General features: G+C 65.4%; 20 protein-coding genes. 10 read left to right on the plus strand and 10 right to left on the minus strand.

Annotation, left to right across the window (positions count from 1 at the left end):
- Positions 1-57: 57 nt before the first annotated feature.
- Positions 58-1,341 (plus strand): hypothetical protein, encoded by a 1,284-nt coding sequence (locus tag AB1A62_RS10615; RefSeq protein ID WP_366661467.1) that lies wholly within the window; start codon positions 58-60, stop codon positions 1,339-1,341.
- Between the two features lie 42 nt (positions 1,342-1,383).
- Here the strand turns inward: AB1A62_RS10615 and AB1A62_RS10620 are convergent, their stop codons facing one another.
- Positions 1,384-3,738, minus strand: a complete 2,355-nt coding sequence (locus AB1A62_RS10620) for a Tex family protein (protein ID WP_366661468.1) — start codon at positions 3,736-3,738, stop codon at positions 1,384-1,386.
- Positions 3,739-3,837: 99 nt separating this feature from the next.
- The gene (locus AB1A62_RS10625) at positions 3,838-4,170 is read right to left on the minus strand and encodes a helix-turn-helix domain-containing protein (protein ID WP_366661469.1); all 333 of its coding nucleotides are present in this window, start codon (positions 4,168-4,170) and stop codon (positions 3,838-3,840) included.
- A gap of 105 nt (positions 4,171-4,275) precedes the next feature.
- On the opposite strand from AB1A62_RS10625, the gene AB1A62_RS10630 reads away from it, so the two are divergent.
- The 4 genes from AB1A62_RS10630 (at position 4,276) to AB1A62_RS10645 (ending at position 8,822) form a co-directional block, all read left to right on the plus strand.
- On the plus strand, positions 4,276-5,010 hold the full coding sequence (locus AB1A62_RS10630; RefSeq protein ID WP_366661470.1) for a hypothetical protein: 735 nt from the start codon (positions 4,276-4,278) through the stop codon (positions 5,008-5,010).
- Between the two features lie 179 nt (positions 5,011-5,189).
- A complete protein-coding gene (gene gatB, locus AB1A62_RS10635) occupies positions 5,190-6,701 on the plus strand; it encodes an Asp-tRNA(Asn)/Glu-tRNA(Gln) amidotransferase subunit GatB (protein ID WP_366661471.1) in 1,512 nt (503 codons plus the stop codon).
- A gap of 197 nt (positions 6,702-6,898) precedes the next feature.
- Positions 6,899-8,140: a peptidase T gene (pepT, locus tag AB1A62_RS10640; RefSeq protein ID WP_366661472.1), complete on the plus strand. Its 1,242-nt coding sequence runs from the start codon at positions 6,899-6,901 to the stop codon at positions 8,138-8,140.
- Between the two features lie 184 nt (positions 8,141-8,324).
- A complete protein-coding gene (locus AB1A62_RS10645) occupies positions 8,325-8,822 on the plus strand; it encodes a DUF4177 domain-containing protein (protein WP_366661473.1) in 498 nt (165 codons plus the stop codon).
- A 41-nt stretch (positions 8,823-8,863) separates the two neighbouring features.
- On the opposite strand, the gene AB1A62_RS10650 is transcribed toward AB1A62_RS10645, so the two are convergent.
- Positions 8,864-9,118, minus strand: a complete 255-nt coding sequence (locus AB1A62_RS10650) for a BolA family protein (protein ID WP_366661474.1) — start codon at positions 9,116-9,118, stop codon at positions 8,864-8,866.
- Positions 9,119-9,223: 105 nt separating this feature from the next.
- Between AB1A62_RS10650 and AB1A62_RS10655 the strand changes: the two genes are divergently transcribed.
- Positions 9,224-9,847, plus strand: coding sequence for a DnaJ domain-containing protein (locus AB1A62_RS10655; protein WP_366661475.1), 624 nt, complete (start codon positions 9,224-9,226; stop codon positions 9,845-9,847).
- A 411-nt stretch (positions 9,848-10,258) separates the two neighbouring features.
- Entirely contained in the window at positions 10,259-11,239 is a 981-nt protein-coding gene (gene cobS / locus AB1A62_RS10660; protein ID WP_366661476.1) for a cobaltochelatase subunit CobS, read from the plus strand.
- A gap of 77 nt (positions 11,240-11,316) precedes the next feature.
- On the opposite strand, the gene AB1A62_RS10665 is transcribed toward cobS, so the two are convergent.
- Positions 11,317-12,756, minus strand: coding sequence for a hypothetical protein (locus tag AB1A62_RS10665; RefSeq protein WP_366661477.1), 1,440 nt, complete (start codon positions 12,754-12,756; stop codon positions 11,317-11,319).
- Between the two features lie 560 nt (positions 12,757-13,316).
- Here AB1A62_RS10665 and cobT point away from each other — a divergent pair.
- The 3 genes from cobT to AB1A62_RS10680 all read left to right on the plus strand — a co-directional run bounded on the left by cobT (position 13,317) and on the right by AB1A62_RS10680 (position 17,766).
- Entirely contained in the window at positions 13,317-15,194 is a 1,878-nt protein-coding gene (gene cobT, locus AB1A62_RS10670; protein WP_366661478.1) for a cobaltochelatase subunit CobT, read from the plus strand.
- 365 nt (positions 15,195-15,559) lie between these two features.
- Positions 15,560-17,350 (plus strand): aminopeptidase P family protein, encoded by a 1,791-nt coding sequence (locus AB1A62_RS10675; RefSeq protein ID WP_366661479.1) that lies wholly within the window; start codon positions 15,560-15,562, stop codon positions 17,348-17,350.
- A gap of 74 nt (positions 17,351-17,424) precedes the next feature.
- Positions 17,425-17,766 (plus strand): DUF427 domain-containing protein, encoded by a 342-nt coding sequence (locus AB1A62_RS10680; protein WP_366661480.1) that lies wholly within the window; start codon positions 17,425-17,427, stop codon positions 17,764-17,766.
- A gap of 152 nt (positions 17,767-17,918) precedes the next feature.
- Here AB1A62_RS10680 and AB1A62_RS10685 read toward each other — a convergent pair whose 3' ends face one another.
- From AB1A62_RS10685 to ftsZ, 6 genes are all read right to left on the minus strand, one after another.
- Positions 17,919-18,110, minus strand: coding sequence for a hypothetical protein (locus AB1A62_RS10685; protein ID WP_174147387.1), 192 nt, complete (start codon positions 18,108-18,110; stop codon positions 17,919-17,921).
- 195 nt (positions 18,111-18,305) lie between these two features.
- Positions 18,306-19,988, minus strand: coding sequence for a chloride channel protein (locus AB1A62_RS10690; protein WP_366661481.1), 1,683 nt, complete (start codon positions 19,986-19,988; stop codon positions 18,306-18,308).
- An 89-nt stretch (positions 19,989-20,077) separates the two neighbouring features.
- Positions 20,078-21,727: a DNA repair protein RecN gene (gene recN / locus AB1A62_RS10695; RefSeq protein WP_366661482.1), complete on the minus strand. Its 1,650-nt coding sequence runs from the start codon at positions 21,725-21,727 to the stop codon at positions 20,078-20,080.
- Positions 21,728-21,754: 27 nt separating this feature from the next.
- Complete coding sequence (locus AB1A62_RS10700; protein WP_366661483.1) at positions 21,755-22,603, minus strand: outer membrane protein assembly factor BamD; 849 nt, start codon at positions 22,601-22,603, stop codon at positions 21,755-21,757.
- A 238-nt stretch (positions 22,604-22,841) separates the two neighbouring features.
- The gene (gene lpxC, locus AB1A62_RS10705; protein ID WP_366661484.1) at positions 22,842-23,789 is read right to left on the minus strand and encodes a UDP-3-O-acyl-N-acetylglucosamine deacetylase; all 948 of its coding nucleotides are present in this window, start codon (positions 23,787-23,789) and stop codon (positions 22,842-22,844) included.
- Positions 23,790-23,988: 199 nt separating this feature from the next.
- Positions 23,989-25,725, minus strand: coding sequence for a cell division protein FtsZ (gene ftsZ, locus AB1A62_RS10710; protein WP_366661485.1), 1,737 nt, complete (start codon positions 25,723-25,725; stop codon positions 23,989-23,991).
- Positions 25,726-25,922: the final 197 nt, after the last annotated feature.

A 25,922-nucleotide genomic window follows, 5' to 3' on the forward strand; every position in this document is an offset into this window, starting at 1 on the left:
CCCATTGCCTGACGAAACTGTGAACAACGATAAGCTGCCACGTATCAGGAAGCACAAATGCTTACACAGTCTCGACAGGCACGGGATCTTCTGTCCCGGATTTCAGGCCTGGTTTCCAGCCGGTCCCGGCCCGCTGCGCGCCAGTCTCCAGCCCCCTCCCCGGCCCCTGCCGAACAGTTTCTGGCCCGGAGCCTGGAAGACAGCCTGTCCATTCCGGTCCGCAGCGAACACGGCGACCCGGAATGCATCGAAGCGCAGGACCGCGGCCAGTTCCTGGCCCGGCAGGAACGCTGGGAGGACCTGTCCCGGCAGATCCGCGAGGCTGACGAAACCCGGGCCGCTGCCCGCTGCGGGATGCCGCTGGCCGATCTCATCGCCTATGGCGCCCGCGCCGATGTGGTGACAGCCACCGAACACGCCCTGTCCGAGAACGAAAACGCAGACAGCCGCGCCCTGATCCGCGGCCTGATGGCATTTGAGGCGCTGCGCGCAGAGAACCGCCACGATCCTTATCTGACGGCTCTGGTCGCGCTGGCCCATATCGACATCGGCTGGGCCTGGCGCGGCACAGACGGACAGGACACGCCGCAGCCGAACCTGCGCCGCTGCGCCGCCCACTTCGACCGCGCTGCTGCCCTGCTGGACCCGATTGCAGAGGCCAGCCGGAACAGCCCGTTCCTGCTGGCCGCGAAATGCGCGCTCTTTGCCGGGCACCGCGGCGGAACCATGCAGGTGGCAGACGCCTACAGCGCGTTGATTGATCTGGCGCCCGCGAACCATCGCCACATGCGCGCGCTCGGCACCCAGATGCTGCCGCGCAGCTCCGGTTCCTATGCCGCGCTGGAGCTGGAGGCCCGCCGCACCGCCGCGCGCACCGAAGCCGCCTGGGGCGCGGGCGGCTATACATGGGTCTACTTCGACGCCATCACCATCGATGATCAGGCCTGCGCCCGCGTCGACACCCGCTTCTTCCTGGACGGGCTCCGCGACATTGTGCAGGCCAACCCGTCGCAGGAGATGATCAACCTACTGACGGCCTATTGCACCGTTGCCCTGCCCAAGGGGATGAGCCAGGACCCGCAGGCCGGCGCGCCCCGGCTGAAGATCGCCGAGGCCGCAAACTGGCTGATCCGCGACCACCTGACGGAACTGCACCCGCTGGTCTGGGCCCATGCAGAAGAAGGCTTCGACAACAGCGCCCGCATCCGGTCTGTCAGCCGCTTTGCCGCCCGCGGCCACGCTGGGGCGCTGACGGCCATCGCCACCCAGTTCCGGGAGGAGATCGAAGGCGGGCAGAAGGTGGCCTTTACCGAACAAGGGCTGGAATTCAGCCCCGCGTAACCACGCTGCGAACATGAAAAACGGGGCCAAGGCCCCGTTTCCTCATTTCTTCTTGAAGGCGTCCATCAGGGCCGCGCCCAGCGCGCCGGTGCCCTGATCCCTGGGCTGACCGCCCTTTGGTCCAGCAGGCATTTTGCCCTTCCCCCCCTGAGGACTGCCCGGCTTGCCGCCGCGGCGCGGGACTGCGCCCCTGGAGGACCCGCGCGCATTGCGGTCCTCCTTGGCAGAGGCGCCGCCGTCCTTCTTCATGGTCAGCCCGATCCGCTTGCGCGGCACATCGACCTCAGTCACCGTCACCTTCACCACCTGGCCGGTCTTCACCACCTCATGCGGGTCCTTCACGAAGCGGTCAGCCAGCTGGCTCACATGCACCAGCCCGTCCTGATGCACGCCGATATCCACAAAGGCGCCAAAGGCCGCAACATTGGTCACCGTGCCCTCCAGAACCATGCCGGGCTTCAGGTCGGTGATCTCCTCTACTCCGTCCTTGAAGGAGGCCGTCACAAAGGACGGGCGCGGGTCGCGGCCCGGCTTTTCCAGTTCCTGAAAGATGTCGCGCACGGTGGGCAGGCCGACGTCACCGCCCACGAACTCCTCCGCTCGCAGGCCTTTCAGCGCCGCGCCGTCGCCCATGATCTGGCGGATATCCCGCCCGCAGGCAGCCACGATCTTGCGCGCCACATCATAGCTTTCGGGGTGGACCGAGGATGCATCCAGCGGCTCCTTGCCGTCGCGGATGCGCAGGAAGCCCGCGCATTGCTCAAACGCCTTGGGCCCCAGCCGGGCGACCTTCAGCAGCTCCTTGCGCGAGGCGAACGCACCGTTCATGTCCCGATGCGCCACAATCGCCTCTGCCAGCCCGGGGCCAAGGCCCGAGACATGAGAGAGCAGCGGCGCCGACGCCATGTTGAGGTCGACGCCAACGGCGTTCACCACATCCTCGATCACCGCTTCCAGCGATTTCGAGAGCTTATGCTGGTCCACGTCATGCTGGTACTGGCCAACGCCGATGCTCTTGGGCTCGATCTTCACCAGCTCCGCCAGCGGATCCTGCAGGCGCCGGGCAATCGACACCGCCCCGCGCAAGCTCACATCCAGATCCGGGAACTCCCGCGCTGCCAGCTCGGAGGCCGAATAGACCGAGGCGCCGGCTTCAGACACCACCACCTTGGTCGGCGCCTTGATCTTGGCAGGCAGATGTTTCAGCACCTCCGCCACCATCCGCTCGGTCTCGCGGCTGGCGGTGCCGTTGCCGATGGCGATCAGCTCCACCCCGTGTTCGGCGATCAGCTTCACAATCGACACCTGCGCCCCGCGCAGATCGTTCTTCGGCTGGAACGGGTACAGGGTTTCCGTGGCCACCAGTTTCCCGGTTGCATCAACCACCGCCGCCTTGACACCGGTGCGAATGCCCGGGTCCAGCCCGAGGGTCGGCCGCGCACCGGCCGGAGCTGCAAACAGCAGGTCCTTGAGGTTGCGGGCAAAAACCTGGATGGCGTCCTCTTGCGCCCGCCCGCGCAGATCACCCATCAGTTCCAGCATCATCGACAGCGACAGCTTCACCCGCCAGGTCCAGCCCGCCACCTTGCGCAGCCACTTGTCGCCAGGGCCGTGGCCGCCCGCGCCCAGCTCCGCCGCGACCATTCCTTCCGCCCGGGCCACGCCCTCTTCCGGCTCCGGCCCCACATCCAGCGTCAGCACGCCCTCGTTGGAGCCGCGGAGCATCGCCAGCGCCCGGTGCGAGGGCACATCTGCCCAGCGCTCGGAATGGGCGAAGTAATCGGAGAACTTGGCGCCCTCCTGTTCCTTGCCCTCGACCACCTTGGCGGTCAGCACCGCCTCCCGCTGCAGGAACTCCCGCAGGCGGCCCAGCAGGTTGGCGTTTTCGGTCAGCCGCTCGGTCAGGATATCGCGCGCGCCGTTCAGCGCGTCCTTCACCGTGGCTACGGCCTCGGTCATATAGCCTTCCGCCAGCTTTTCAGGGTCGGCGCTGCGGTCCGCGAGGATAGCATCCGCCAGCGGCTCCAGCCCGTTTTCGCGGGCAATCATCGCCTTGGTGCGCCGCTTCGGCTTGTAGGGCAGATAGATATCCTCCAGCTGCGCCTTGGTCTCCGCCTTGACGATCGAAGCCGCCAAATCGTCGGTCAGCTTGTCCTGCCCCTTGATCGACTCGAGGATGGCCGCACGGCGCGCTTCCAGCTCCCGCAAGTACGCCAGCCGCTCCGACAGTGTCCGCAGTTGGGTGTCGTCCAGCCCGCCGGTCGCCTCTTTCCGGTAGCGGGCGACAAAGGGCACGGTGGCGCCTTCGTCCAGCAGCGCAACGGCGGCGCTCACCTGCTTGGCAGCGGCGCCAATTTCCGTGGCAATGGTCTGGCTGATGCGGGCGGATGTGTCCAAGGCGGCCTCCTGAAATTCTGCTCGGGCTGCCAGTTCTAGCTGCCTGCCCGCGCCGCGCCAAGGGCTCAATGCGTGTCCGGCGGCCGCCCGCCAGCGGTGTCAGGGCGCGTCCGGCAGATCCGGGGTATGCGCCTCCCCCCAAGCGCGGATCGCATTCATGACCGGGGCCAGCGCCTCGCCGCTTCTGGTCAGACGGTATTCCCACCGCGGCGGGTTCTGCGAATAGGCCTGCCGCTCCAGCACGCCGTTTTCCTCCAGCCTGCGCAACCGTCCTGACAGGGTGTTCGGGGAGATCTTCAAAACGTCCTGCAAATCCTGGAACCGGCGCGGACCCTCCAGAAAAAACTCGCGCAGGATCAGAAGGACCCATTGGTCCCCCATGACATTCGACGCCCGCAGAACCGGGCAATTTTCTCGTGGCTGCTGGCTCATGAGAGTAATTTAGGCATCCAGCTTGCAAATGTGAAGTTACTACTTATTTGGTAGTTACTATCACAACAGGACTAACACGCAGCCAGTCCAGTAGGAGTAAGGAAGATGTTCGAATCTCTCGCCGCCGTTTACGTTCAGACCTTCGCGGTCATCCTGCCAGCCTTTGCAATCGGCCTTGTCAGCATCGGCGCTTTCAAGTCGGGCCTGCCGCTGAAGCAAGCGGCGGCAGGTGTCGCCGTCACCGCCGCCGTGCTCGGGCTGTGGTATCCGCTGGTCACAATCCTGGCCAAAGCCGGCATTCTCATGCCGCCCCTGGAGATCACCGATCCGCCTTACGCACTGATGCCGCTTATCGGCGGGGCCGTGCTTCTCTGGGCCATGGGCCGCCTGACGGTCACGGGCCGGGCCATCCTGGACGGCCTCAGCCACGCGCATCTTATCAGCATTCAAAGCCTCCGGCTGATGGGCGGCGTGTTTCTGATCGGCTGGCTGATGGGGGACCTGCCCTGGCAATTCGCGCTGCCCGCGGGCATTGGCGACATTCTGGCGGGCATCGCGGCGATCCAGGCGATGCGCGCACTGAACCGCGGCGATGCAAACGCCGAGTCCCTGGTCCGCCGCGCCAGCTACATCGGCTTGCTGGATTTCGCAGTGGCGGTCAGCCTTGGCATCGCAACCTCGGCAGGGGCCCTGCAGCTGATGGCCTTTGACAACCCCAACATCATCAACGCCTATCCTCTGGCCCTGTTCCCGGAATACTTCGTACCGGTGTTCATTGCCTTCCAGCTGTTCTCCCTGGGCGCCCTGCGCCGCAGCAGCAGGCAGCTGGCCACCGCCTGACTGCACGCCGCGGCGGCTCTTCGGAGCCGCCGCTGTCCGGTGCCCGCTTCACCATCTGGATGCAACTTTCCATATTCCGCCCCTTGGCCGCTGTTTCCCATCCTTGCGGCTCTTGCCCCCCTTGCCGCACTGGCCTAGAACGCTTGCCAACATTGGACATTCGGATACGGCGGAAAACCATGCTCGACCTGACATATGAACTCCCCAAGCCCAAGGTGATCGCTGGCGCCAAGCATGACTGGGAACTGGTCATCGGCATGGAGGTACACGCCCAGGTCAGCTCCAACGCCAAGCTGTTCTCCGGCGCTTCAACCAAGTTCGGCGCCGAGCCGAACTCCAATGTGGCCTTCGTGGACGCGGCAATGCCCGGCATGCTGCCGGTGATCAACGAGTTCTGCGTCGAGCAGGCCGTGCGCACCGGCCTGGGCCTGAAGGCCGACATCAACCTGTGGTCCGCCTTTGACCGCAAGAACTACTTCTACCCCGACCTGCCGCAGGGCTACCAGATTTCCCAGCTTTATCACCCCATTGTGGGCGAAGGCGAAGTGCTGGTGGAACTGGGCGACGGCACCGCGCGCACCGTGCGGATCGAGCGCATCCACATGGAGCAGGACGCGGGCAAGTCGATCCACGACATGGACCCGCACATGTCCTTTGTCGACCTGAACCGCACCGGCGTCTGCCTGATGGAGATCGTCTCCCGCCCCGACATCCGCGGGCCGGAGGAAGCGGCGGCCTATATCGCCAAGCTGCGCCAGATCATGCAGTACCTGGGCACCTGCGACGGCAACATGCAGAACGGCAACCTGCGTGCCGACGTGAACGTCTCGGTCTGCCTGCCGGGCCAGTACGAGAAGTACCAGGAAACCCAGGACTTCAGCCACCTCGGCACCCGCTGCGAAATCAAGAACATGAACTCCATGCGCTTCATCCAGCAAGCCATCGAGGTCGAGGCGCGCCGCCAGATCGCCATCCTCGAGGCTGGCGGCGAGATCGTGCAGGAAACCCGCCTCTATGATCCGGACAAGGGCGAGACCCGCTCCATGCGCTCCAAGGAAGAGGCGCATGACTACCGCTATTTCCCCGACCCGGATCTGCTGCCGCTGGAAATCGAGCAGGCCTGGGTCGATGACATCGCCGCCAACCTGCCGGAGTTGCCGGACGAGAAAAAGGCACGCTTCATCAATGACTTCGGCCTTTCCGACTATGACGCCTCGGTGCTGACCGCGGATGTGGAATCGGCAGCTTTCTTTGAGGAAACCGCCAAGGGCCGCAGCGGCAAGCTGGCCGCCAACTGGGTGATCAACGAACTGTTCGGGCGCCTCAAGAAAGAAGACCACGCGATCACCGAATCCCCGGTCTCCCCTGCCCAGCTGGGCGGCATCATTGACTTGATTTCCTCGGACGCGATTTCCGGCAAGATCGCCAAGGACCTGTTCGAGATCGTCTATACCGAAGGCGGCGACCCGGCGCAGATCGTCGAGGAGCGCGGCATGAAGCAGGTGACCGACACCGGCGCCATCGAGACCGCCCTGGATGAGATCATCGCCGCCAACCCGGCGCAGGTGGAGAAGGCCAAGGTGAACCCGAAGCTGGCAGGCTGGTTTGTCGGCCAGGTGATGAAAGCCACCGGCGGCAAGGCCAACCCCAAGGCGGTGAACGAACTGGTCGCCAAGAAACTGGGCGGCTGATCTGCCGCACATCCGTTACCGAAAGGGCGCCCCTCGGGGCGCCCCTTTTCGTGCCTGAAACCTGGGGTGACATGCGTACACCCCCTGTGCACCCCCTATGCAACGGGTGGTGCCTTTTACCGCCGCTGCAGCGGAATTCCCCGCCTTGACCTTCGCCGAGCCAGCGGCTTTGCTCCCGCCAAAAGCCCGGAGGTTTCATGGAACGCATTTTCGATCAGGAACTCGAGGACCGTCTGGTCCGCTATGCCGCCATCGACAGCCAGAGCGACGAGACGTCCTCTTCCACTCCCAGCACCGCAATCCAGTTCGATATGCTGAACCTGCTGGTGGCGGAATTGCAGGAGATTGGCGCCGAGGACGTCAAACTCACCGATTACGGCGTGGTGCTGGCGACCATTCCCGCCACCACGCCGGGGCCGGCCATCGGCCTTCTGGCTCACGTCGATACCGCGCCGCAGTTCAATGCCGCCGGCGTCAAGCCGCGGGTGATCAAGGGCTACGATGGCTCTGACATCACTTTCCCCGACAACCCGGACCTGGTGCTGTCGCCGCAGAAATCGCCCTATCTGGCCTCCAAGCAGGGGGATGACCTGATTACTGCCTCCGGCCTGACCCTGCTGGGCGCCGACGACAAGGCAGGGGTTGCGATCGTCATGACCCTGGCGCGGCACCTGCTGGCGAACCCGGAGATCGAGCACCCGAAGATCCGCCTCGCCTTTACCCCGGACGAGGAAATCGGCCGCGGCGTCGGCGCAGAGCTGCCCAAGGACCTGGGCGTGGATTTCGCCTATACGCTCGACGGCGGCGAAGCGGGCGAGATCGTCTATGAGAGCTTCTCCGCCGACCGCGCGGTGGTGAGCGTGAAGGGCGTGTCGATCCACCCCGGCTGGGCCAAGGAGAAAATGGTCAACGCCGCGCATCTGGCCGCCAAGATCGTGCAGACCCTGCCGCAGGCCACGATGACGCCCGAAACCACCGACGGGCGCGAGGGGTTCCTCCATATCACCGACATGAACGGCGGCTCCTCGGAGATGGAGATCAAGCTGATCCTGCGCGACTTTGAGCTCGACGGGCTGGCGGCCAAGGGCGCACTGTTGCGCAGTGTCTGCGAGGCGGTGCAGGCCACGGAACCGCGGGCGGAAATCGCCTGCGAAATTTTTCCGCAATACCGCAACATGCGCTATTGGCTGGAGAACGACATGACCCCGGTGGAGCTGGCGCTTGCGGCCTGCAAGGTGCATGGGATCGAGCCGGTCTCGGCCCCGATCCGCGGCGGCACCGACGGCTCGCGGCTTACCGAGCTGGGGGTGCCGACACCCAATATCTTCACCGGCATGCAGAACGTGCACGGGCCGCTGGAGTGGATTTCGGTGCAGGACATGGCCAAGGCCACGGAGGTCTGCCTGACCCTAGTGCAGATGGCGGCAGAAAAGACCTGAACCGGCTGGCGGAGCCGGAAAACACGAGCCTTCCAGGCCGTTCGGCCGCGAAAATGCTCCACTGGAGCATTTTCTTGCCTCACTCCGCGACGGAAACCGGCCAGCTGCCGCGCATGGGACCCTTGCCGCGTCTTGACCGTTCCCCCCATTCCGCTAAACCTGCGGCCTGAGACAGGAGACGTTCATGCAAGCATTTGAGTACAAGGTTGTTCCCGCCCCGGCCAAGGGCACCAAGGCCAAAGGGGTGAAGACACCGGAGGCGCGCTTTGCCAATTCGATCGAGATCCTGCTGAACGATATGGCCGCCGAAGGCTGGGAGTTCCAGCGCGCCGAGCTGCTGCCGAGCGAGGAGCGCTCCGGCATGATGGGCTCTGCCACCAACTGGCGCAACGTGATGGTGTTCCGCCGCCCGCTGGCCGCGGAGGAAAAGTCCGCCAAGGCGCCGGAAACAGGCCGCAAAGAGCCCGCCGCGCCTTCCGTCGAATTCCGCCACAGCGAAGCGTCGGCACCGCGGCTGACGGCAGCAGCCGGCGACCCGGAGGCACCGCCGGAAGCGGAACAGGTGCCCGGCCCCGGCGCCGCAAAGATGCAGGCCGATGACGGGGTCGAGGAGCTGAGCCCGGTGTCCGGCATGACCGCAGCGCTGAAGGCGCGGGCCGGTCTGAAAGACGGCGACAAGTAACCCCGGCAAACGGCGGGCGCTGCCGCCCGCCGCAGCACGCCTCAGGCGCCGATATCCAGCGCCAGCGCGTGGATGCGCGGCACAATGTCCCCCAGCGCCTTGTGCACCGCCCGGTGCTGCTGAACCCGGTTCATGCCCTGAAAGGCGCCGGCCCGGATCATCACCGCGAAATGGCTCTCGCCCGAGCCATCGTCACCGGCGTGGCCCGCGTGTTTGTGGCTTTCGTTGACCACTTCCAGCGCGGTGGGCGCAAAGGCCGCCTGCAGCGCCGCTTCCATTTCCTGCTGAACGCTCATTTTCCGCTCATCCCCATCTTTTTTGCCTGCGCCCCCTTCAATCTGGCGCCCCTTAGACTAAACTGCTGCCTCCGAGTCGAACAGATGCGTCTAGAAGGTGCGCCCATGTCCAAATCCGATCCCTTTGGCTTCGATATGTCCGTCCGCTCCGCCAAGAAGAAGAACCCGCGCGGGCGGCGCGCTGCCACGGGCGCTTCCGAGACGTCTCAGCGCGTCTGCGACAAGGAAGGCTGCAACGAGGCCGGCAAGTTCCGCGCGCCCAAGGCGCCGGATGTGCTGGATGATTTCTACTGGTTCTGCCAGGAGCACGTGCGCGAGTACAACAACCAGTGGAACTTCTTCGAAGGCACCACCGAGGCGGAGCTGAACGCGCAGCGCTCCAAGGACAAGGTGTGGGAGCGCGAGACCAAGCCGATGGGCGACCCGGAAGCGCGCGCCTGGGCGCGGCTGGGCATCGAGGACCCGCATCAGGTGCTGGGCGCCAATGCGACGCAGAACCCGGGCCGCGCCGCCAAAGCGGGCCGCCGCCTGCCGCCCACCGAGCGCCGCGCCATCGAGATCCTGGAGGCCAAGGACGACTGGTCCAAGGCCGACATCCGCAAGGCCTACAAGAAGCTGATCAAGGTGCTGCACCCCGACATGAACGGCGGCGACCGCAGCCAGGAGGAGCAGCTGCAGGAGGTCCGCTGGGCCTGGGACCAGATCAAGGACAGCCGCAGCTTCAAGTGATCCAAGCGCAGATTTCCGGAAACCGGGGCGGCAGCGGCCGCCCTTTTTTCTTTGCGGCATCATAGGTTGCGATGGGCGGTCTTTTGCCGAAAGTTTATGATAGACATTTTATTTCTTTGACGCGTGCGGTCCCGACCGGTTACGCAAGGACATGCCGGATGCAGCTGTCCCCCCAAAAGCGCATTAAAATCCGGCAAAACGCGCCCCCTGCTGCCCGGCTGGGGGCGCTTTGACGCTGATGCGGCAGCAATAATCCGGTCTGCCTGCGCCGTTCAGCCTGTCCAGTTCCGCACCAATCACCGTCTCAGCTGGTTTGCCGCGACGGTTTCACTTGCCCTTGGCCGCCAGATCAGGCACCAATCCCGCGAATTGGCCCCTGACGGCAGGGAAGAGGGATAAGGACCGACTGCGATGACCGACGGATTTGTGGATATGAATGCGAAACCGACCGAGACGATTTCGGTGCGCGATGTGTTCGGGATCGACACCGACATGACGGTCAAGGGCTTTGCCGAGGGCTCGGAGCGGGTGCCGGCCATGGACCACACCTACAAGTTCGACCCGGAAACCACGCTGGCGATCCTGGCGGGCTTCAGCCACAACCGCCGTGTGATGATCCAGGGCTACCACGGCACCGGCAAGTCGACCCACATCGAACAGGTCGCGGCGCGGCTGAACTGGCCCTCCGTGCGGGTGAACCTGGACAGCCACATCTCCCGGATCGACCTGATCGGCAAGGACGCGATCAAGCTGCGCGACGGCAAGCAGGTGACTGAATTCCACGAGGGCATCCTGCCCTGGGCGCTGCGCAACCCGGTTGCCATCGTGTTCGACGAATACGACGCCGGCCGCGCCGACGTGATGTTCGTGATCCAGCGGGTGCTGGAGCATGACGGCAAGCTGACCCTGCTGGACCAGAACGAGATCATCACCCCGAACCCGTTCTTCCGGCTGTTTGCCACCGCCAACACCGTCGGCCTTGGCGACACCACCGGCCTCTATCACGGCACCCAGCAGATCAACCAGGCGCAGATGGACCGCTGGTCGCTGGTCTCGACCCTGAACTACCTGAGCCATGACGCCGAAAGCGCCATCATCCTGTCCAAGGCGCCGCATTACAACACCGCCGAGGGCCGCAAGAAGATCTCCCAGATGGTGACCGTTGCCGACCTCACCCGCACCGCCTTCATGAACGGCGACCTGTCGACCGTGATGTCGCCCCGGACGGTGATCAACTGGGCCCAGAACGCCGAGATCTTCCGCAATGTGGGCTATGCCTTCCGCCTGTCGTTCCTGAACAAATGCGACGAGCTGGAGCGCCAGACCGTGGCCGAGTTCTACCAGCGCTGCTTTGACGAGGAGCTGCCGGAGAGCGCCGCCAACGTCGCCTGAGGCGGCAAGCCGATTGAACGGGAAGGCCCGCGCGATGCGCGGGCCCTTGTTGTTTGCTCTGTGCCGGGTCCTCCGGATCAGGCTTTCGAGGCCGGGAATATCGGCTGCACGCCCAGCACCCAGCCGCGCGAGTCCACCACCGTGCCTGCCACCATGCTGGCAGGCGGGGTCAGGGTGATCGTCACCGTCGAGGACGAGGAATCCGTCGTCACGCTGTGCGAGTAGCTTCCCTCCTTGCCGCCGCCCAGCCGGATGCCGAAGAAGGAAATCCCGACACTGGCGCTTTGCTGGAAGGTCTTCTCGATCTGCTGGTAGCTCGAGCTCTTCACCACGATCTCGATCGACGGGTAGTTGGAAATCGCCGCCCCCGCCAGATAGCCGAACGGGCCGCTGTCGCCCCAATCGCTCACCGGCGGCTGAGACACGAACTTGAAAGCGGACACATCCTTGGCCGGATAGCCGTTCTTGATCGCCTCGTTCACCGGATCCATCCAGAACCAGTACTTGGTCTGGCCTGCCTGGCTGAAGGCGGGCGGGCCATAGTTCACCAGATTGACCCCGGTGAAGGTCATGTTCACCGTTGTTTCATTGCTGGTGGTGGCAATGTCAGAAGAGAAGTAACTACTGCTGCCTCCCACGTCCAAGGTCAGGAAATCAAACACCGGCACCGAGAATCCGCCACCGCCGGAAATCGACACCTGGAACTCATCCGAGGTGGTGCGCTTCACATCCATGCTCAGCTCGATCTTGTTGCTGGCGTTCTTCAGCGCGTTCTCGATATCGGCGACCGGCGTATTGACCGCATAGGCCGGCTGCATGGACCCGTCGTTCAGGGTGAGGCCGCCATTGGTTTCGCTGGGCTGCTGGATCGCCTGGATCGCCCGCTTCAGATAGGCGTTGTTCATGGTGATCTGGTTCTGCAGCGGCACCGCGGCCCCCAGCGCGTTGATCCAGTTCATGAACACCGGCACCACCGGGCCGCCCGAGGCCGGCACCTTGTTCAGCAGCTGATCAGGATTGATCGAATTCTGCAGCGCGGTCAGCGTGGTGGGCGGATCCGCCCATTCGGTTGTGACGATTTCGGCAATGCCGTCGATCGGCTGCTTGCCCGGCGGCAGAGCGCCCATCTGGGATTGCCAGGTGTTCAGCACCGCGGCCTGCTGCTGGGTTGCATTTGCCGCCGCTGCGTTCAGTTTCGCCTGATCGCCGCTGCTCAGCGACCAGCCGATCTTGGAGGCGGTGTTCAGATACTGGTTGGTGAAGTCCGTGCCCGGATCGAACTGGTACGGCACCGTGCTTGAGCGCAGGTTGCTCTTGATCCAGGTGTAGGTCTGACTGTTGAACTTCAGTGTGGAAGGGTCCTGCCAGACATAGGGCATGTTGCCAAGGCTGGTCACTGCAAACCCCTGCAGCTTGGACGATCCCAGCGCCGAGGACAGGATCGTGTTGGCCTGATCCTTCAGATAGTCGATGATCTGATCGGCAGGTGTGACTTCGTTGAAATTGCTTCCGTCCATTCGGCACTTCCTTTTTTGCTAGAGATTTACTTTTGCATCGAATGACCGCTCAGCCGGGAACGGGGATGCCGGTTTCCCGCGGCAATCCCCGGCCATGAGCGCAATTTCAGGTTGCACAAATATTCCGCACGCCAACTGCAGGAGTAGGCAGGTTTTGGCTAAAATGCGGGCAACCTCTCCTCAAGCCCCAACTCAACCGCCTGCAATCCAAGCAATAATTCAGGAGTTTGCTTGCCCGCCAAGCCACATCAAATCTCCGCAAATGGCGGCAGCTTCAGGGATTCCCTGCAAAGCGATACAATCCTGGATTGATTCTCCTGTCCGCAGCCGGGCCTTCGTCTGGCCTGCATTCCGCAGGAACCGGCGCTGCGCCCGCCCTTCCCAGCCTGTTCCGCCGCGGAGCCGCACAGGGGCCATCATGAGCCGCCGGCATCCCGCCGCCGCCCCGGACGGGCTGTTTTCGGCCCCTGGCCGCACCGGGATTCACACCTGGACCTATGGCCAAGCTGTTGAATAGATTCTAGGTTGCGCTGAAACCTTGAGATGCGGACCAGAAGCAGATGAAAAAGCCGAACGACAACCCCGCCGACCCGTTCAAGAAGGCGCTGGCCGAAGCCACCAAGGTGATGGCTGACGATCCGGAGCTTTCGGTCAGCTACACGGTTGATCCCTCGGGCCTGTCCGGAGACTCCATGCGGCTGCCGCAGGTCTCCCGCCGGATGACGCGCGAGGAGGTGCTGCTGGCCCGCGGCACGGCGGATGCGCTGGCGCTGCGCCACAAGTTCCACGACGACGCCACCCACGCCAAATACGTGCCGCAGGGCGAAATGGCCCGCGATCTCTATGAGGCGATGGAAACCGCCCGCTGCGAGGCGATGGGCGCGCGGCATATGCCCGGCACCGCCTCGAACATCGACGTCAAGATCCGCAACGAGTCGATCCGCCGCGGCTATGACCAGATGAAATCCTCCTCCGAGGCGCCGCTGGCGGCGGCCGCGGGCTATCTGATCCGCCACCTGGCCACCGGGCGCGAGCTGCCCGAGGGCGCGGGCAACATCATGGAGCTGTGGCGCGGCTTCATCGAATCCCAGGCCGGCGGCACGCTGGAGAACCTGGACGAGACCATTGCCGACCAGGCTGCATTCGCCAAGCTGGCGCGGCAGGTGATCTCTGATCTTGGCTACGGCGACCAGCTGGGCGATGACCCGGATGAGCTGGACGACGAGGCAAACGACGAGGCCGAGGACAACGCCGAGGAGCAGCAGGACCCGGACAGCACCGGCCAGGACGATAGCGAGGAGGAGCAGGCCGACGCATCCCCCGAGCAGAGCCAGGAGCAGCAGCAGGACGAAAGCCAGGCCCAGGTCTCGATGGACGAGATGGCCGATGATGATCTGGCCGAGGACACCGAGATGCCTGACGGCGAGGCGCCGCTGGAGCCGCCTGCCCCGCCGCCGGTCTCTGACGCCGACCCGGACTACAAGGTGTTCCTGGATGCCCATGATGAGGAAATCAACGCCGAGGAACTGGCCGAGCCTGCTGAGCTGGAGCGCCTGCGCGCCTATCTCGACCAGCAGCTGGAGCCGCTGAAGGGCGCCGTCAGCCGCCTCGCCAACAAGCTGCAGCGCCGCCTGCAGGCGCAGCAGAACCGCAGCTGGGAGTTCGACCGCGAGGAAGGCATCCTGGATGCCGGCCGCCTGGCGCGGGTGGTTGCCAACCCGACCACGCCCTTGTCGTTCAAGGTCGAAAAGGACACCGAGTTCCGCGACACCGTGGTGACGCTGCTGCTCGACAACTCCGGCTCGATGCGCGGCCGCCCGATCTCCATCGCGGCGATCTGCGCCGATGTTCTGGCCCGCACCCTGGAGCGCTGCAACGTGAAGGTTGAGGTTCTCGGCTTCACCACCCGCGCCTGGAAAGGCGGCATGGCGCGCGAGGCCTGGCTTAACGAGGGCCGTCCGCAGCAGCCCGGGCGCCTGAATGATCTGCGCCACATCATCTACAAGGCCGCCGACGCCCCGATGCGCCGCACCCGCGCCAACCTGGGCCTGATGATGAAAGAGGGCCTGCTGAAGGAGAACATCGACGGCGAGGCGCTGGAATGGGCGCACCGCCGCATGGTGGCGCGGCGCGAGGCCCGCAAGATCCTGATGGTGATCTCCGACGGCGCGCCGGTGGATGATTCGACGCTGTCGGTGAACCCGGCGAATTACCTGGAGAAACACCTGCGCGACGTGATTGCGATGGTGGAAAAGCGCAAGCAGGTGGAATTGCTGGCGATCGGCATCGGCCATGACGTGACCCGCTATTACGAGCGCGCGGTGACGATCACGGATGTCGAACAGCTGGCCGGCGCCATGACAGAGCAGCTGGCCGCCCTGTTCGACAGCGACCCGCGCGCCCGCGCCCGCGTCATGGGCATCAAGCGCGCCAGCTGATCCCGCACCGGAAACGGCCAGGGGCGCTCCCGCGCCTTTGGCCTGCATCAAAGATGCCGCCCTCAGCCTTGGGCATGGCCGCGCGCTGACGCGCGCGGCAGCGCCGGATGCCCTGCATCCGGCGCGTGGCCCAACGGGCCGCGGGGCATCTAAGATGCGCCAAGGCCGGGCGGGAGCACTCCCGTTCCAAGCCTTCCCGCTTGTTCCGTCAGGTCCCGGCAAATCTCTCTGCCGCCGCCCTTGCCAGCCGCAGGGGTATTTGGGACAAGAAGGGGCGCGCGGCTTCTCAGCCCCGCGCCTTTTCTTTGCCGCGGCCCTCAGGGTTTCCCCTGCTGCCGCCCCGCCCTTCTGCTGGAGAGACGCCGATGTACCAGACCTTCGATGTGACTGCCCGCCCGGAACAGGGCCCGCCGCGGCTGGCCGCGCTGCGCAAGGAACTGGCGGCGGAAGGTCTCGACGGCTTCCTGGTGCCGCGCGCCGACGCGCATCAGGGCGAATACGTGGCACCGCATGACGAGCGCCTGTCCTGGCTCACCGGATTCACCGGCTCGGCCGGGTTCTGCGCAGTGCTGCAGGGCATTGCCGGCGTCTTCATCGACGGCCGCTACCGCACCCAGGTGAAACGCCAGGTGGCGGCAGACTACACACCGGTGCCCTGGCCCGATGTGCAGCTGGCGGACTGGCTGAAGGAGCAGCTGCCCAACGGCGGCAAGGTGGGTTTCGACCCCTGGCTGCATGCGGCGGGGCAGATCACCTCGCTGGAAAAGGAGCTGAAGGGCAGCGGCATCACCCTGGCGCAATGCGGGAACCTTGTGGACCGGATCTGGGATGACCAGCCCGCCCCGCCGATGCAGCCGGTGGCGGCGCACCCGCTGGACTACGCGGGCGAAAGCGCGGCGGACAAATGCACGCGGCTGGCCAAGGACCTGCGCGAGGCGGGCCAGGCCGCGGCTGTCATCACCCTGCCCGACAGCATCATGTGGCTGTTGAACATCCGCGGCAGCGACGTGGCCCGCAATCCGGTGGCGCATGGCTTTGCCATCCTGCACGGCGACGCGCGGGTGGACCTGTTCATGGCGGCGGAGAAGCTGGCAGGGCTGGAGGGCCACTTTGACGGCTCCGTCACCGTGCATGCCCCGGAAGACTTCCTCAATGCCGCCGGGGCGCTCAACGGCTCCGTTGCAGCGGACTCCGGCACCGTGCCGCAGATCGTGGCCGATGCGCTTGGCGAACGGCTGGTGCCCGCAGGCGACCCCTGCGCCCTGCCCAAGGCGCGCAAGAACGCAGCTGAGATCGCGGGCAGCGCCGCCGCCCATCTGCGCGACGGTGCCGCCATCGTGGAGATGCTGGCCTGGCTGGATGCGCAGGCCCCCGGCACCATCAGCGAGATCGACGTCGTGAAGAAGCTGGAAGCGCTGCGCAGCGAAGATCCGGCCCTGCGCGACATCAGTTTTGAAACCATTGCAGGCACCGGCGAGAACGGCGCCGTCATGCACTACCGCGTGACCGAGGAAACCGACACAAGGCTGGAGGACGGCCACCTGCTGGTGATGGACAGCGGCGGCCAGTATCTGGACGGCACCACCGATATCACCCGCACCATCGCCATCGGCACGCCGGGCGAAGAGGAGCGCGCCGCCTTCACCCGCGTGCTGCAGGGCATGATCGCCATGTCCCGCCTGCGCTGGCCCAAGGGGCTGGCGGGCCGCGACATCGAATGCATCGGCCGGATGCCGCTGTGGCTGGCGGGGCAGGATTTCAACCACGGGCTCGGCCACGGCGTCGGCGCTTACCTCAGCGTGCATGAAGGCCCGCAGCGGCTGGCGCGCACCAGCCATGTGCCGCTGGAGCCCGGGATGATCCTGTCGAATGAGCCTGGATACTACCGGGAGGGCGCATTCGGCATCCGGATCGAGAACCTTCTGGTTGTTGAGACCGCCCCGGCCCTTGACACCAGCGACCCGGAGCGCGACATGCTGTGCTGGCGCACGCTCACCTTTGCCCCGGTTGACCGGCGGCTGGTGAATGCCTCCATGCTGACAGCAGACGAGAAAGACTGGCTCGACAGCTATCACCAGGAGGTTCTGGCAAAAATCGGCCCGCTGCTCAGCCCCGCCGCAAAGGCGTGGCTTGATGCCGCAACCGCCCCCTTGTGACACTGCGGTGTTACATAGGCTGCTACATAGACTGAACCAAAGACGACAAGACCGAAGAGAATGGGAAAACACGCATGACCACTATCCGTATCCGCAAGGCCGAAGGCACCTGGACCGTCCGCTCCGGCGGCGCCGTATTGGGGGAGACCGCCAATGCACTGGAGCTGTCGGAGGGCGATCTGGATCCGGTCATCTATTTCCCGCGCGAAGATATCGCCATGGCGTTCCTGGACCGCACCAGCAAGACCACCCATTGCCCGCACAAGGGCGACGCCAGCTACTTCTCGATCGCCAACAAGTCCTCAGTGACGGAAAACGCCGCCTGGAGCTATGAGGATCCCAAGGAAGAGGTGGCGGAGATCAAGGGCCACCTGGCCTTTGTGCTGAGCGACTCCGTCAAGGTGGAGCAGGTCTGAGCCGGCCCGCCCGGCTGCGGCGCAGCCCCGGGCTTCCCGCCACTGGGCGGACAGTTTGAAACATCCCGCACCGGCGCCCTGGCGCCGGTGTTTTTTTGCGCCGCCGCGCAGAACGGCAGCGGCCGCTTACCGTTGGAAAAGGCCTGGGAGCGTCAGGTCAGCACAGCCCGGCTGAGGTTCTGTCTGGCTTGCTCCAGAGAGTCTCCCGCGCCGAGAATATCCGTTTCCCGCGCGCACTGAATCGCGTAGTTGATCACCGCTTCCAGTGCCGCCCGCTCGTTTTCCCGCTCTTCCGCCTTGTGTTTCGCACCAGCCTCTTGCGGGCCAGTTTCGAAGTTTCGCATTTTGTTGCCTGCCGATGTGAGTGTTTTTGCGGTATTCTCACGTAATGTTCAGGCAGACTTTGATGCAGAGCAATGCACAGATTAATTAATCCTTAACCTGTATCCGAAATCGCACATATCCGGGGAGCAACGGGGAAAGTTTCCCCTAAACCGGCACGGGTTTGCGCGGGCAGAATCGCAACTCTTCCGCCTGCCCTACCGGTGCTCCTCCGCCGCGGTGGCAGCCAGGGCGCGGTTGTAGGCCTTCAGCGCATCCACATGGTACAGCGCGCCGATGACTTCCGCCGTGCCGCCCTCCTCCATCACCACCGGCAGGTAGGGGGCATCGGCGCGGTCGAACACCGGCATCGCCGCCTCCAGCGAGGCGGAGGCGCGGACGCACAGGCCTTCCTCCACCAGCGCCTGGCAGTCCTCCAGGCTGGCACAGCGGCTGTCGCCCATCGGACGCATCACCGCGCCTGCCCGGATCAGCGCCAGCAAATAGGCCTGCGGCCCGGCGGCGCAATGGATGTCGCGCCGCTCCAGCTGGGTCAGGAAGAAGGAGCGGTCCACCATGCGCGACGCCAGCGCGGTGGACATGGAGACCGACACCATCACCGCCAGGCCGATCTGCCAGTCGCCGGTCAGCTCGAACACAATGAGCGTGGTGGAGATCGGCGCCCCCAGAACCGCGGCAGCCACCGCCCCCATGCCGGCAAAGGCGTAAAGCGTGTGGGTGCCCGACACATCCGGCAGCACCGAGGTGGCAATCAGCCCGAAGGCCAGCCCGGTCAGCGCCCCGATCATCAGCGACGGCGAAAACACCCCGCCACCCATGCGCCCGCCCATGGTGATCGCCACGGCGGCGGTCTTGACCACGGTGAAGATCACCGCCTGCCCCAGCAGCAGCCCGCCAGTGAGCGCCAGCACGGTGGTTTCATAGCCGACGCCGATGATATGCGGGAACCAGACGGCAATCACGCCCAGCATCACGCCGGACACGGCGGGGCGCAGCCAGCGCGGCAGATGCAGCCTCTCCTGCACCGTATTCCCCACCTTCTCGGCAAAGAAGATCGCCCGCATCTGCGCCACCGCCACCAGGCCGCAGATCAGGCCGAGGATCAGGAAGGCGGGCAGCTCCACATAGAACTGCAGCGCGCCCGGCGTGTTCAGGGTGAATTCGGTCACGTCGCCGTATTCCAGCCGGTTGATCACCGTGCCCGCCACCGAGGCCACCACGATCGGCGCAAAGGCGTTGACCGAGAAATGCCGCAGCACCACCTCCATCGCAAACAGCGCGCCCGCAATCGGCGCGTTGAAGCTGGCCGAGACCCCGGCAGCCACCGCGCAGCCCAGCAGGTCGCGCCCGGTGATGCCGTCGGCGTTGATCCGGTTGCTGACCCAGGTGGAGATCACCCCCGCCAGATGCACCACCGGCCCTTCCCGCCCGGTGGAGCCGCCGGTGGAGAGCGTGATGAAGGACGCCAGCGCCGAGGCGAGGCCCTCCTTGTGCTCGACCCGGCCGTCATGCAGCGCCGCGCCTTCGATCACGTCGGCGACCGAGCGCACCCGCGCATCCGGGGTGAACCGGTCGAGGATCAGCCCCACCACCAGCCCGCCGCCAGCCGCAATGCTGACCAGCACATACCATGGCAGGTCCTGCGCAAAGGAATGCAGGTAATCGACATCCGGCGCGCCATAGACCCAGGCCTGCAGCGCCGCGATCCCCTTGCGGAAGAACAGCGCCGCAAACCCCGCCGCGATGCCGATCAGCAGCGCGATCAACCAGAACTGGAACTGGCTGGGGCCGCGGTGGCGCAGCACCCGCCAGATGTCCTTCAGGCCGGCCAGCCATTGCAGGAAAATTGCGGAAAGGGATCTGCGGATTTCTTCTACCATAACCTGTCAGCGGATCTTTTTCTGTTCTGCGGCCCCTAGCTGCCACAGTCCGGTTAAAGAACCCTCACCCAGGCGATGGATCCGGCGGGTCATCCCGCCAGCAAAGCGCGGGCCGCGGCGCGGGCCTCCTCGGTGATGGTATCGCCTGAGACCATGCGGGCAAGCTCGTCCACCCGCTCCGCCTCCGCCAGCGGCACCACCTGCGACAGGGTCATGCCATCGACCACCTGTTTGCGCACCTGCCAGTGATGGCCGCCAAGCGCCGCCACCTGCGGCGAGTGGGTAACCACCAGGACCTGGCCGCCGCTTGCAAGGTTCCGGAGCCTGCGCCCCACGGCATCCGCGGTGGCGCCGCCGACACCGCGGTCGATCTCGTCGAAGATCAGCGTCTTGCTGGCATCCTCGCCGCGCAGGCAGACCTTAAGCGCCAGCAGGAAGCGGCTCAATTCGCCGCCCGAAGCGATCTTGTTCAGGGGGCCGGCGGGGGCGCCGGGGTTGGTGGCGACGGTAAAGGCCACCGCGTCCATGCCTTCCGGCCCCGGCTCTGCGGTGGTGATGCGGGTTTCGAACACCGCGCGTTCCATTTTGAGCGGTGCCAGTTCCGCCATCACCGCCTGATCCAGCGCCGCGGCGCTTTCGCGGCGCACCGCGCCCAGTTGCTTGGCGGCCTCGGCATAGGCCGCCTCTGCCGCCTTCAGCGCCGCCTCCTGATCGGCCAGATCCTGATCGCCGGCATCCAGCGCCGCCAGCTTGCCGCGCAGGGTCTCGGCATAGCCTGCCAGCTCATCCGGCTGCACATCATGCTTGCGCGCCAGCCCGCGGATCGCAAACAGGCGCTCCTCGCAGTCCTCCAGCTCGCCGGGATTGAAATCCAGGCTGTCCAGCACCCGCTCCACCCCGTCCTGGGCATCGCCCAGTTCGATCATCGCCCGGCTGAGCGCCGCCAGCGGTTCATCCAACCCGCCCTCGGCTTCCTGCCCTGCGACACCTTCCAGCCAGCGCTGCGCCTCGCCCATGGCGCTCTCGGCGCCCTCGCTGAGGAGCGCATGGGCGCGTGCGATGTCGCCGCGGATGCGTTCGGCCGCCTGCATCTGGCGGCGGCGGGTGTCCAGCGCCTCGTCCTCGCCCGGCTGCGGATCCAGCTTGTCCAGCTCGCCCACCGCGTGGCGCAGGAACTCCTCCTCGGCCCGCACCGCCTCCAGCGCGGCGCGGGTGGCCGCCACCGTCTTGCGGGCCCCGGCGGCCTCTGTCCAGGCGCCGCGCACCGCCGCCAGCAGCGATTGCACCCCGGCATACTGATCGAGCAGCGCCATGTGCCCGCGCGGGTTCAGCAACCCGCGGTCGTCATGCTGCCCGTGCAGCTCCACCAATGTCTCCGACAGCGCCCGCAGCACCTCGCCGGAGCAGCGCCGGTCGTTGACCCAGGCGGTCTTGCGCCCCTCGGCAGTATTGACCCGGCGCAGGATCAGCTCGTCACCGCCCGGCAGCCCGGCCTCTTCCAGGATCGCATGCGCGGGATGGCCCGCGCCCAGCTCGAACTCCGCCAGCACCTCGCCCTGCTTGGCGCCCTGGCGCACCAGTTCAGCGCGTCCGCGCCAGCCCAGCACAAAGCCAAGGCTGTCGAGAAGAATGGATTTTCCGGCCCCGGTTTCACCGGTCAGCACGTTCAAACCGGGCTGAAAATTCAGCTCCAGGTGATCGATGATCAGGATATCCCGGATATCAAGCGCGCGCAGCATTGCCCCGCCCCATTGCCGCAGCGGCCGTTACAGCCACTGCCCTTTCACCGTTTGGCGGTAAATCTGGCTCAGCCAGTTGTTGCCGCGGTCCTTGGGCTTGAGCCCGTTAGCGCTCAGCAGCTGGTAGCTGTCTTCATACCAATCGGTGGACTGGAAGTTATGGCCCAGAATGGCCGCCGCGGTCTGCGCCTCGGCGGTCAGGCCCAGTGACAGGTAGGACTCGACCAGCCGGTGCAGCGCCTCCGGCGTGTGGCTGGTGGTCTGGAAATCCTCGACCACCACCCGGAAGCGGTTGATCGCAGAGGAGTAGTGGCCGCGGCGCAGGTAGTAGCGGCCGATCTCCATCTCCTTGCCGGCCAGATGGTCAAAGGCCAGGTCGAATTTCAGGATCGCCGAATTGGCGTATTCGCTGTCCGGGTAGACCTCGATCACCGTGCGCAGCGCCTGCAGCGCCTGGAAGGTCAGCCCCTGGTCGCGGCCGACCTCGTCGATCTGGTCGTAATAGCTCAGCGCCAGCAGATACTGGGCGTAAGCCGCATCCTCATCCGCCGGGTAGAAGTCGATGAACCGCTGCGCCGCGGCGCGGCTGTTCTCGTAGTCCTTGATCTGATGATAGGAAAAGGCCTGCATGATCACCGATTGCTTGGCCCATTCGGAATAGGGGTACAGGCGCTCGATCTCGGCGAAGTAATAGACCGCATCCTTTGGACGCCGGTTGGCCAGTTCGAACTCGGCCCGCTCATAGATCTGATCGGGCGGGAAGGCTTCGACAGACTCGCCGCGCTTCACCGCGCCGCCGTCGCCGCCGCAGCCAGCAAGGGCCGCCATCAAAAGCACCGCGCCGAGGGTTTTGGCTCCTGCCCTGATGCCGTTCATTATGCCTCACCTCACCGTCATTGCCTTACGGGTGTATGCCCCGGTTATGCCGTCTCTAGCATATTCAAATGGCGCGCAAAACGCCTTTCGCCATTTCCGCACTCACATGGCAGAGAAAGCTGGCGATGGTCAAGGCTGCCAATCCGTTCCCGCCCCGTTCCGCGTCCGCCGCACAGGAAAAGACCCGGGACAATTCGCGTCCCGGGCCAGTCTGCCGCTCGTTCCTTGGTTCTCTGCCTTATGCCACGCGGCGCTGTTCGGCCGGGATCTCCGACCAAATCAGCCCCTGCCCCGGCAGCCGTGCGGTCATCGCTGCATCGCAAGCGACGGCCCGGACTGCACCCGGCTCCGCAAACAGGGCCCGCAGCAAAGTGTTGGTCAGCGCGTGCCCCGCGCGCTCGCCAACATAGCGCCCCAAGATCGGCCCCCCGGCCAGTGCCAGATCGCCAAGCGCATCCAGCATCTTGTGGCGTACAGGCTCGTCCGAGTGGCGCAGCCCTGCGCCGCTCTCGACCCGTTCTCCGTCAAACACAACGGCATTCTCGCCGGGCTTGCCGCCCAGGGCGAGGCCATTGGCCTGCATAGTTTCGACATCTGCCTGGCGGCAGAAGGTGCGGCTGTCGCACAGTTCGCGCGCAAAGCTGCCGTTGCGCATATCCAGAACCTTGCTCTGGCGGCCGATGGCGGCCTCGGCAAAGTCGATGTGGAATTCGATGGTCAGCCGGTCGCTGGGCAGCAGGGTGGCGCGGGCGCCATCCCTCTCCACCGTCACCGGCTTCAGGATTTCATAGGCCACGATCGGCGCGCCCAGGCGCTGCACGCCGTGCTGCATGATCCCGCGTACGAACGGTGCCGAGGAGCCGTCGGCGATCGGCACTTCCGGTCCGTCGATCTCGATCAGCGCGTTGTGCACGCCGCAGCCTGCCAGGGCTGCCATGATGTGTTCGACAGTGGAAACGCTGACACCGGCCTCATTGACCAGGCGGGTGCAGAGCGGGCTGCGCTCAACCAGGTCCCAGCGCGCCGGAACCACGGTGTTGCCCAATGCAATGTCGGTGCGCTTGAAGACGATGCCGTGCCCCGCCGGAGCCGGGATCAGAACCATGCGTGCGGATTTGCCGGAGTGCAGGCCGACCCCTTCGAATGCCACCGATGCCTTGAGCGTATTCTGCACGTTGCGCCTCATTCCACTGTTTCCGGCCTCCGGGGCCGTGTTGCGGATGAGAGTTAAGGTTTTGCTTAAATACGCACAACTCAATCTTTGTAACGGATTGAAACATGGATGTAACAGGTCGGCAAAACACCGCTCAGAACGACGTAAATGACTGTTATTAAAAAATAAAAAGCCGCCCGAAGGCGGCTTTTCCAGCGTGATATGTGATGCGTCAGTTGGCCTGGCGGCGCAGGAATGCGGGGATTTCGATGCGTTCCTGATCCGGATCGGCCTGCTGCTGCTGCACCGGCTGCGGCTGGGCCGCCGGAGCGTGCGCGTGCATCGCGGGCTGCTGGCGCACCGCCTGCGGCTGCTGCTTCGCGGCAGGCGCGTCATTGCTGCCGGTCATCCGGTGGATCAGCGAATTCAGGCCAAAGCGGCGCTGCCCCTCGGGCTGCTGCTGCGCCTGTTGCGGCTGCTGCTGCGGCTGCTGTTGTTGCGGCGCCTGGGCGGCCGGGGCTGCCGGACGCACGGGCTGCGGGGCCTGCTGCTGCGGCTGCTGCACCCGCTGGGCCGCGGCCTGCAGGCGCTCCAGCGCTTGCGGCGACGGGGTGCCCGGCGCGGGCGCCTTGGGCGCAACAAAGGCAGCCTGCGGGGTTTCAGCAGTATCCGCCTGCGGGCGGAACTCCGGCACCTGCGGCTGATAGGCCGGCGGCGGCAGGCCGTCGTCGTCCATCTGCTCCACCTCTTCGAACACGTCCTCGGACTGCTCCTGGGCGGCAGCCTGCTGCACGTTCAGCTCTTCGAACAGCGACGGCTCTTCCAGGGCGGCAGCGGCGGCCGGGGCTTCCTGCACCGGAGCCGGTGCGGCCTCGGCAGCAGCGGGCTGCTGAACCGGGGTTTCCAGCTCCAGCGGCGCAGCGCGGTTTTCCTCAACGCTGACGGTCTGGCGCAGCGGCGCCGACATCGGGCGGCGCGGCACCGGCATGTCGGTGTTCACATCGGTTGCATCGATGCCGGTGGCAACGACGGAGACCCGCATCTTGCCTTCCATGCCGGTGTCCAGGGTGGAGCCGACGATGATGTTGGCATCCGGGTCCACTTCCTCGCGGATGCGGTTGGCGGCCTCGTCCAGCTCGAACAGGGTCAGGTCGTGGCTGCCGGTGATGTTGATCAGCACGCCCTTGGCGCCCTTGAGGCTGATCTCGTCCAGCAGCGGGTTGGCAATCGCCTTCTCGGCGGCCTGGACCGCGCGGTCCTCGCCCTCACCCTCGCCGGTGCCCATCATCGCCTTGCCCATCTCGTCCATCACGGCGCGGACGTCGGCAAAGTCGAGGTTGATCAGGCCCGGGCGGACCATCAGGTCGGTGACGCCCTTGACGCCCTGGTACAGCACGTCATCCGCCATCGAGAACGCCTCGGTGAAGGTGGTCTTCTCGTTAGCGAGGCGGAACAGGTTCTGGTTCGGGATGATGATCAGCGTGTCGACCACCTTCTGCAGGCTTTCGACACCGGCCTCGGCCTGGCGCATCCGCTTGAGGCCCTCGAACTGGAACGGCTTGGTGACAACGCCGACGGTCAGCACGCCGAGCTCACGCGCGGCCTGCGCGATGATCGGCGCGGCGCCGGTGCCGGTGCCGCCGCCCATGCCCGCGGTGATGAAGCACATATGCGCGCCCGCCAGGTGGTCGACGATCTGCTCGATGCTTTCCTCGGCGGCGGCGGAGCCGACCTGCGGACGGGCGCCTGCGCCCAGGCCCTCGGTGACCTTGATGCCCAGCTGAACCCGGCTCTTGGCGGCGCTCTGCTGCAGCGCCTGCGCGTCGGTGTTGGCCACGACGAATTCGACGCCATCCAATTCCTTGGCGATCATGTTGTTGACGGCATTGCCGCCGGCGCCGCCGACACCGAACACGGTGATCTTCGGCTTCAACTCTTCATTCCCGGGCATCGAAAGGTTCAACGTCATGCTCATACCGCCTGTGTTACCTGCCCTTCCCGCAAAGGGCTTATTCCTGTCCTATTCACCATAATCTACCGCGGAGAGGGTGTTTCGTCATCCCAAAAAGCACGACGAACCACAAAATAAGGCCTCATTCTAAGGCAAAAACCGCGGTATTTCGCCGTCCCTAGCAGATATTGCGGATTGAGCACAAGCCACACACA

Source organism: Leisingera sp. JC11, from assembly GCF_040704725.1.
In the GTDB taxonomy this organism is placed as follows: Bacteria; Pseudomonadota; Alphaproteobacteria; order Rhodobacterales; family Rhodobacteraceae; genus Leisingera.

What these genes read in the sequence shown, in the direction of transcription:
- AB1A62_RS10615 (WP_366661467.1), top strand. Translation starts at nt 58, where the DNA reads ATGCTTACACAGTCTCGACAGGCACGGGATCTTCTGTCCCGGATTTCA.
- cobT (WP_366661478.1), top strand. Translation starts at nt 13,317, where the DNA reads ATGAAAAAGCCGAACGACAACCCCGCCGACCCGTTCAAGAAGGCGCTG.
- AB1A62_RS10625 (WP_366661469.1), bottom strand. Translation starts at nt 4,170, where the DNA reads ATGAGCCAGCAGCCACGAGAAAATTGCCCGGTTCTGCGGGCGTCGAAT.
- AB1A62_RS10685 (WP_174147387.1), bottom strand. Translation starts at nt 18,110, where the DNA reads ATGCGAAACTTCGAAACTGGCCCGCAAGAGGCTGGTGCGAAACACAAG.
- AB1A62_RS10645 (WP_366661473.1), top strand. Translation starts at nt 8,325, where the DNA reads ATGCAAGCATTTGAGTACAAGGTTGTTCCCGCCCCGGCCAAGGGCACC.
- AB1A62_RS10700 (WP_366661483.1), bottom strand. Translation starts at nt 22,603, where the DNA reads ATGAACGGCATCAGGGCAGGAGCCAAAACCCTCGGCGCGGTGCTTTTG.
- lpxC (WP_366661484.1), bottom strand. Translation starts at nt 23,789, where the DNA reads ATGAGGCGCAACGTGCAGAATACGCTCAAGGCATCGGTGGCATTCGAA.
- AB1A62_RS10665 (WP_366661477.1), bottom strand. Translation starts at nt 12,756, where the DNA reads ATGGACGGAAGCAATTTCAACGAAGTCACACCTGCCGATCAGATCATC.
- AB1A62_RS10630 (WP_366661470.1), top strand. Translation starts at nt 4,276, where the DNA reads ATGTTCGAATCTCTCGCCGCCGTTTACGTTCAGACCTTCGCGGTCATC.
- AB1A62_RS10655 (WP_366661475.1), top strand. Translation starts at nt 9,224, where the DNA reads ATGTCCAAATCCGATCCCTTTGGCTTCGATATGTCCGTCCGCTCCGCC.
- AB1A62_RS10680 (WP_366661480.1), top strand. Translation starts at nt 17,425, where the DNA reads ATGACCACTATCCGTATCCGCAAGGCCGAAGGCACCTGGACCGTCCGC.
- recN (WP_366661482.1), bottom strand. Translation starts at nt 21,727, where the DNA reads ATGCTGCGCGCGCTTGATATCCGGGATATCCTGATCATCGATCACCTG.
- cobS (WP_366661476.1), top strand. Translation starts at nt 10,259, where the DNA reads ATGACCGACGGATTTGTGGATATGAATGCGAAACCGACCGAGACGATT.
- gatB (WP_366661471.1), top strand. Translation starts at nt 5,190, where the DNA reads ATGCTCGACCTGACATATGAACTCCCCAAGCCCAAGGTGATCGCTGGC.
- AB1A62_RS10675 (WP_366661479.1), top strand. Translation starts at nt 15,560, where the DNA reads ATGTACCAGACCTTCGATGTGACTGCCCGCCCGGAACAGGGCCCGCCG.
- AB1A62_RS10690 (WP_366661481.1), bottom strand. Translation starts at nt 19,988, where the DNA reads ATGGTAGAAGAAATCCGCAGATCCCTTTCCGCAATTTTCCTGCAATGG.
- ftsZ (WP_366661485.1), bottom strand. Translation starts at nt 25,725, where the DNA reads ATGACGTTGAACCTTTCGATGCCCGGGAATGAAGAGTTGAAGCCGAAG.
- pepT (WP_366661472.1), top strand. Translation starts at nt 6,899, where the DNA reads ATGGAACGCATTTTCGATCAGGAACTCGAGGACCGTCTGGTCCGCTAT.
- AB1A62_RS10650 (WP_366661474.1), bottom strand. Translation starts at nt 9,118, where the DNA reads ATGAGCGTTCAGCAGGAAATGGAAGCGGCGCTGCAGGCGGCCTTTGCG.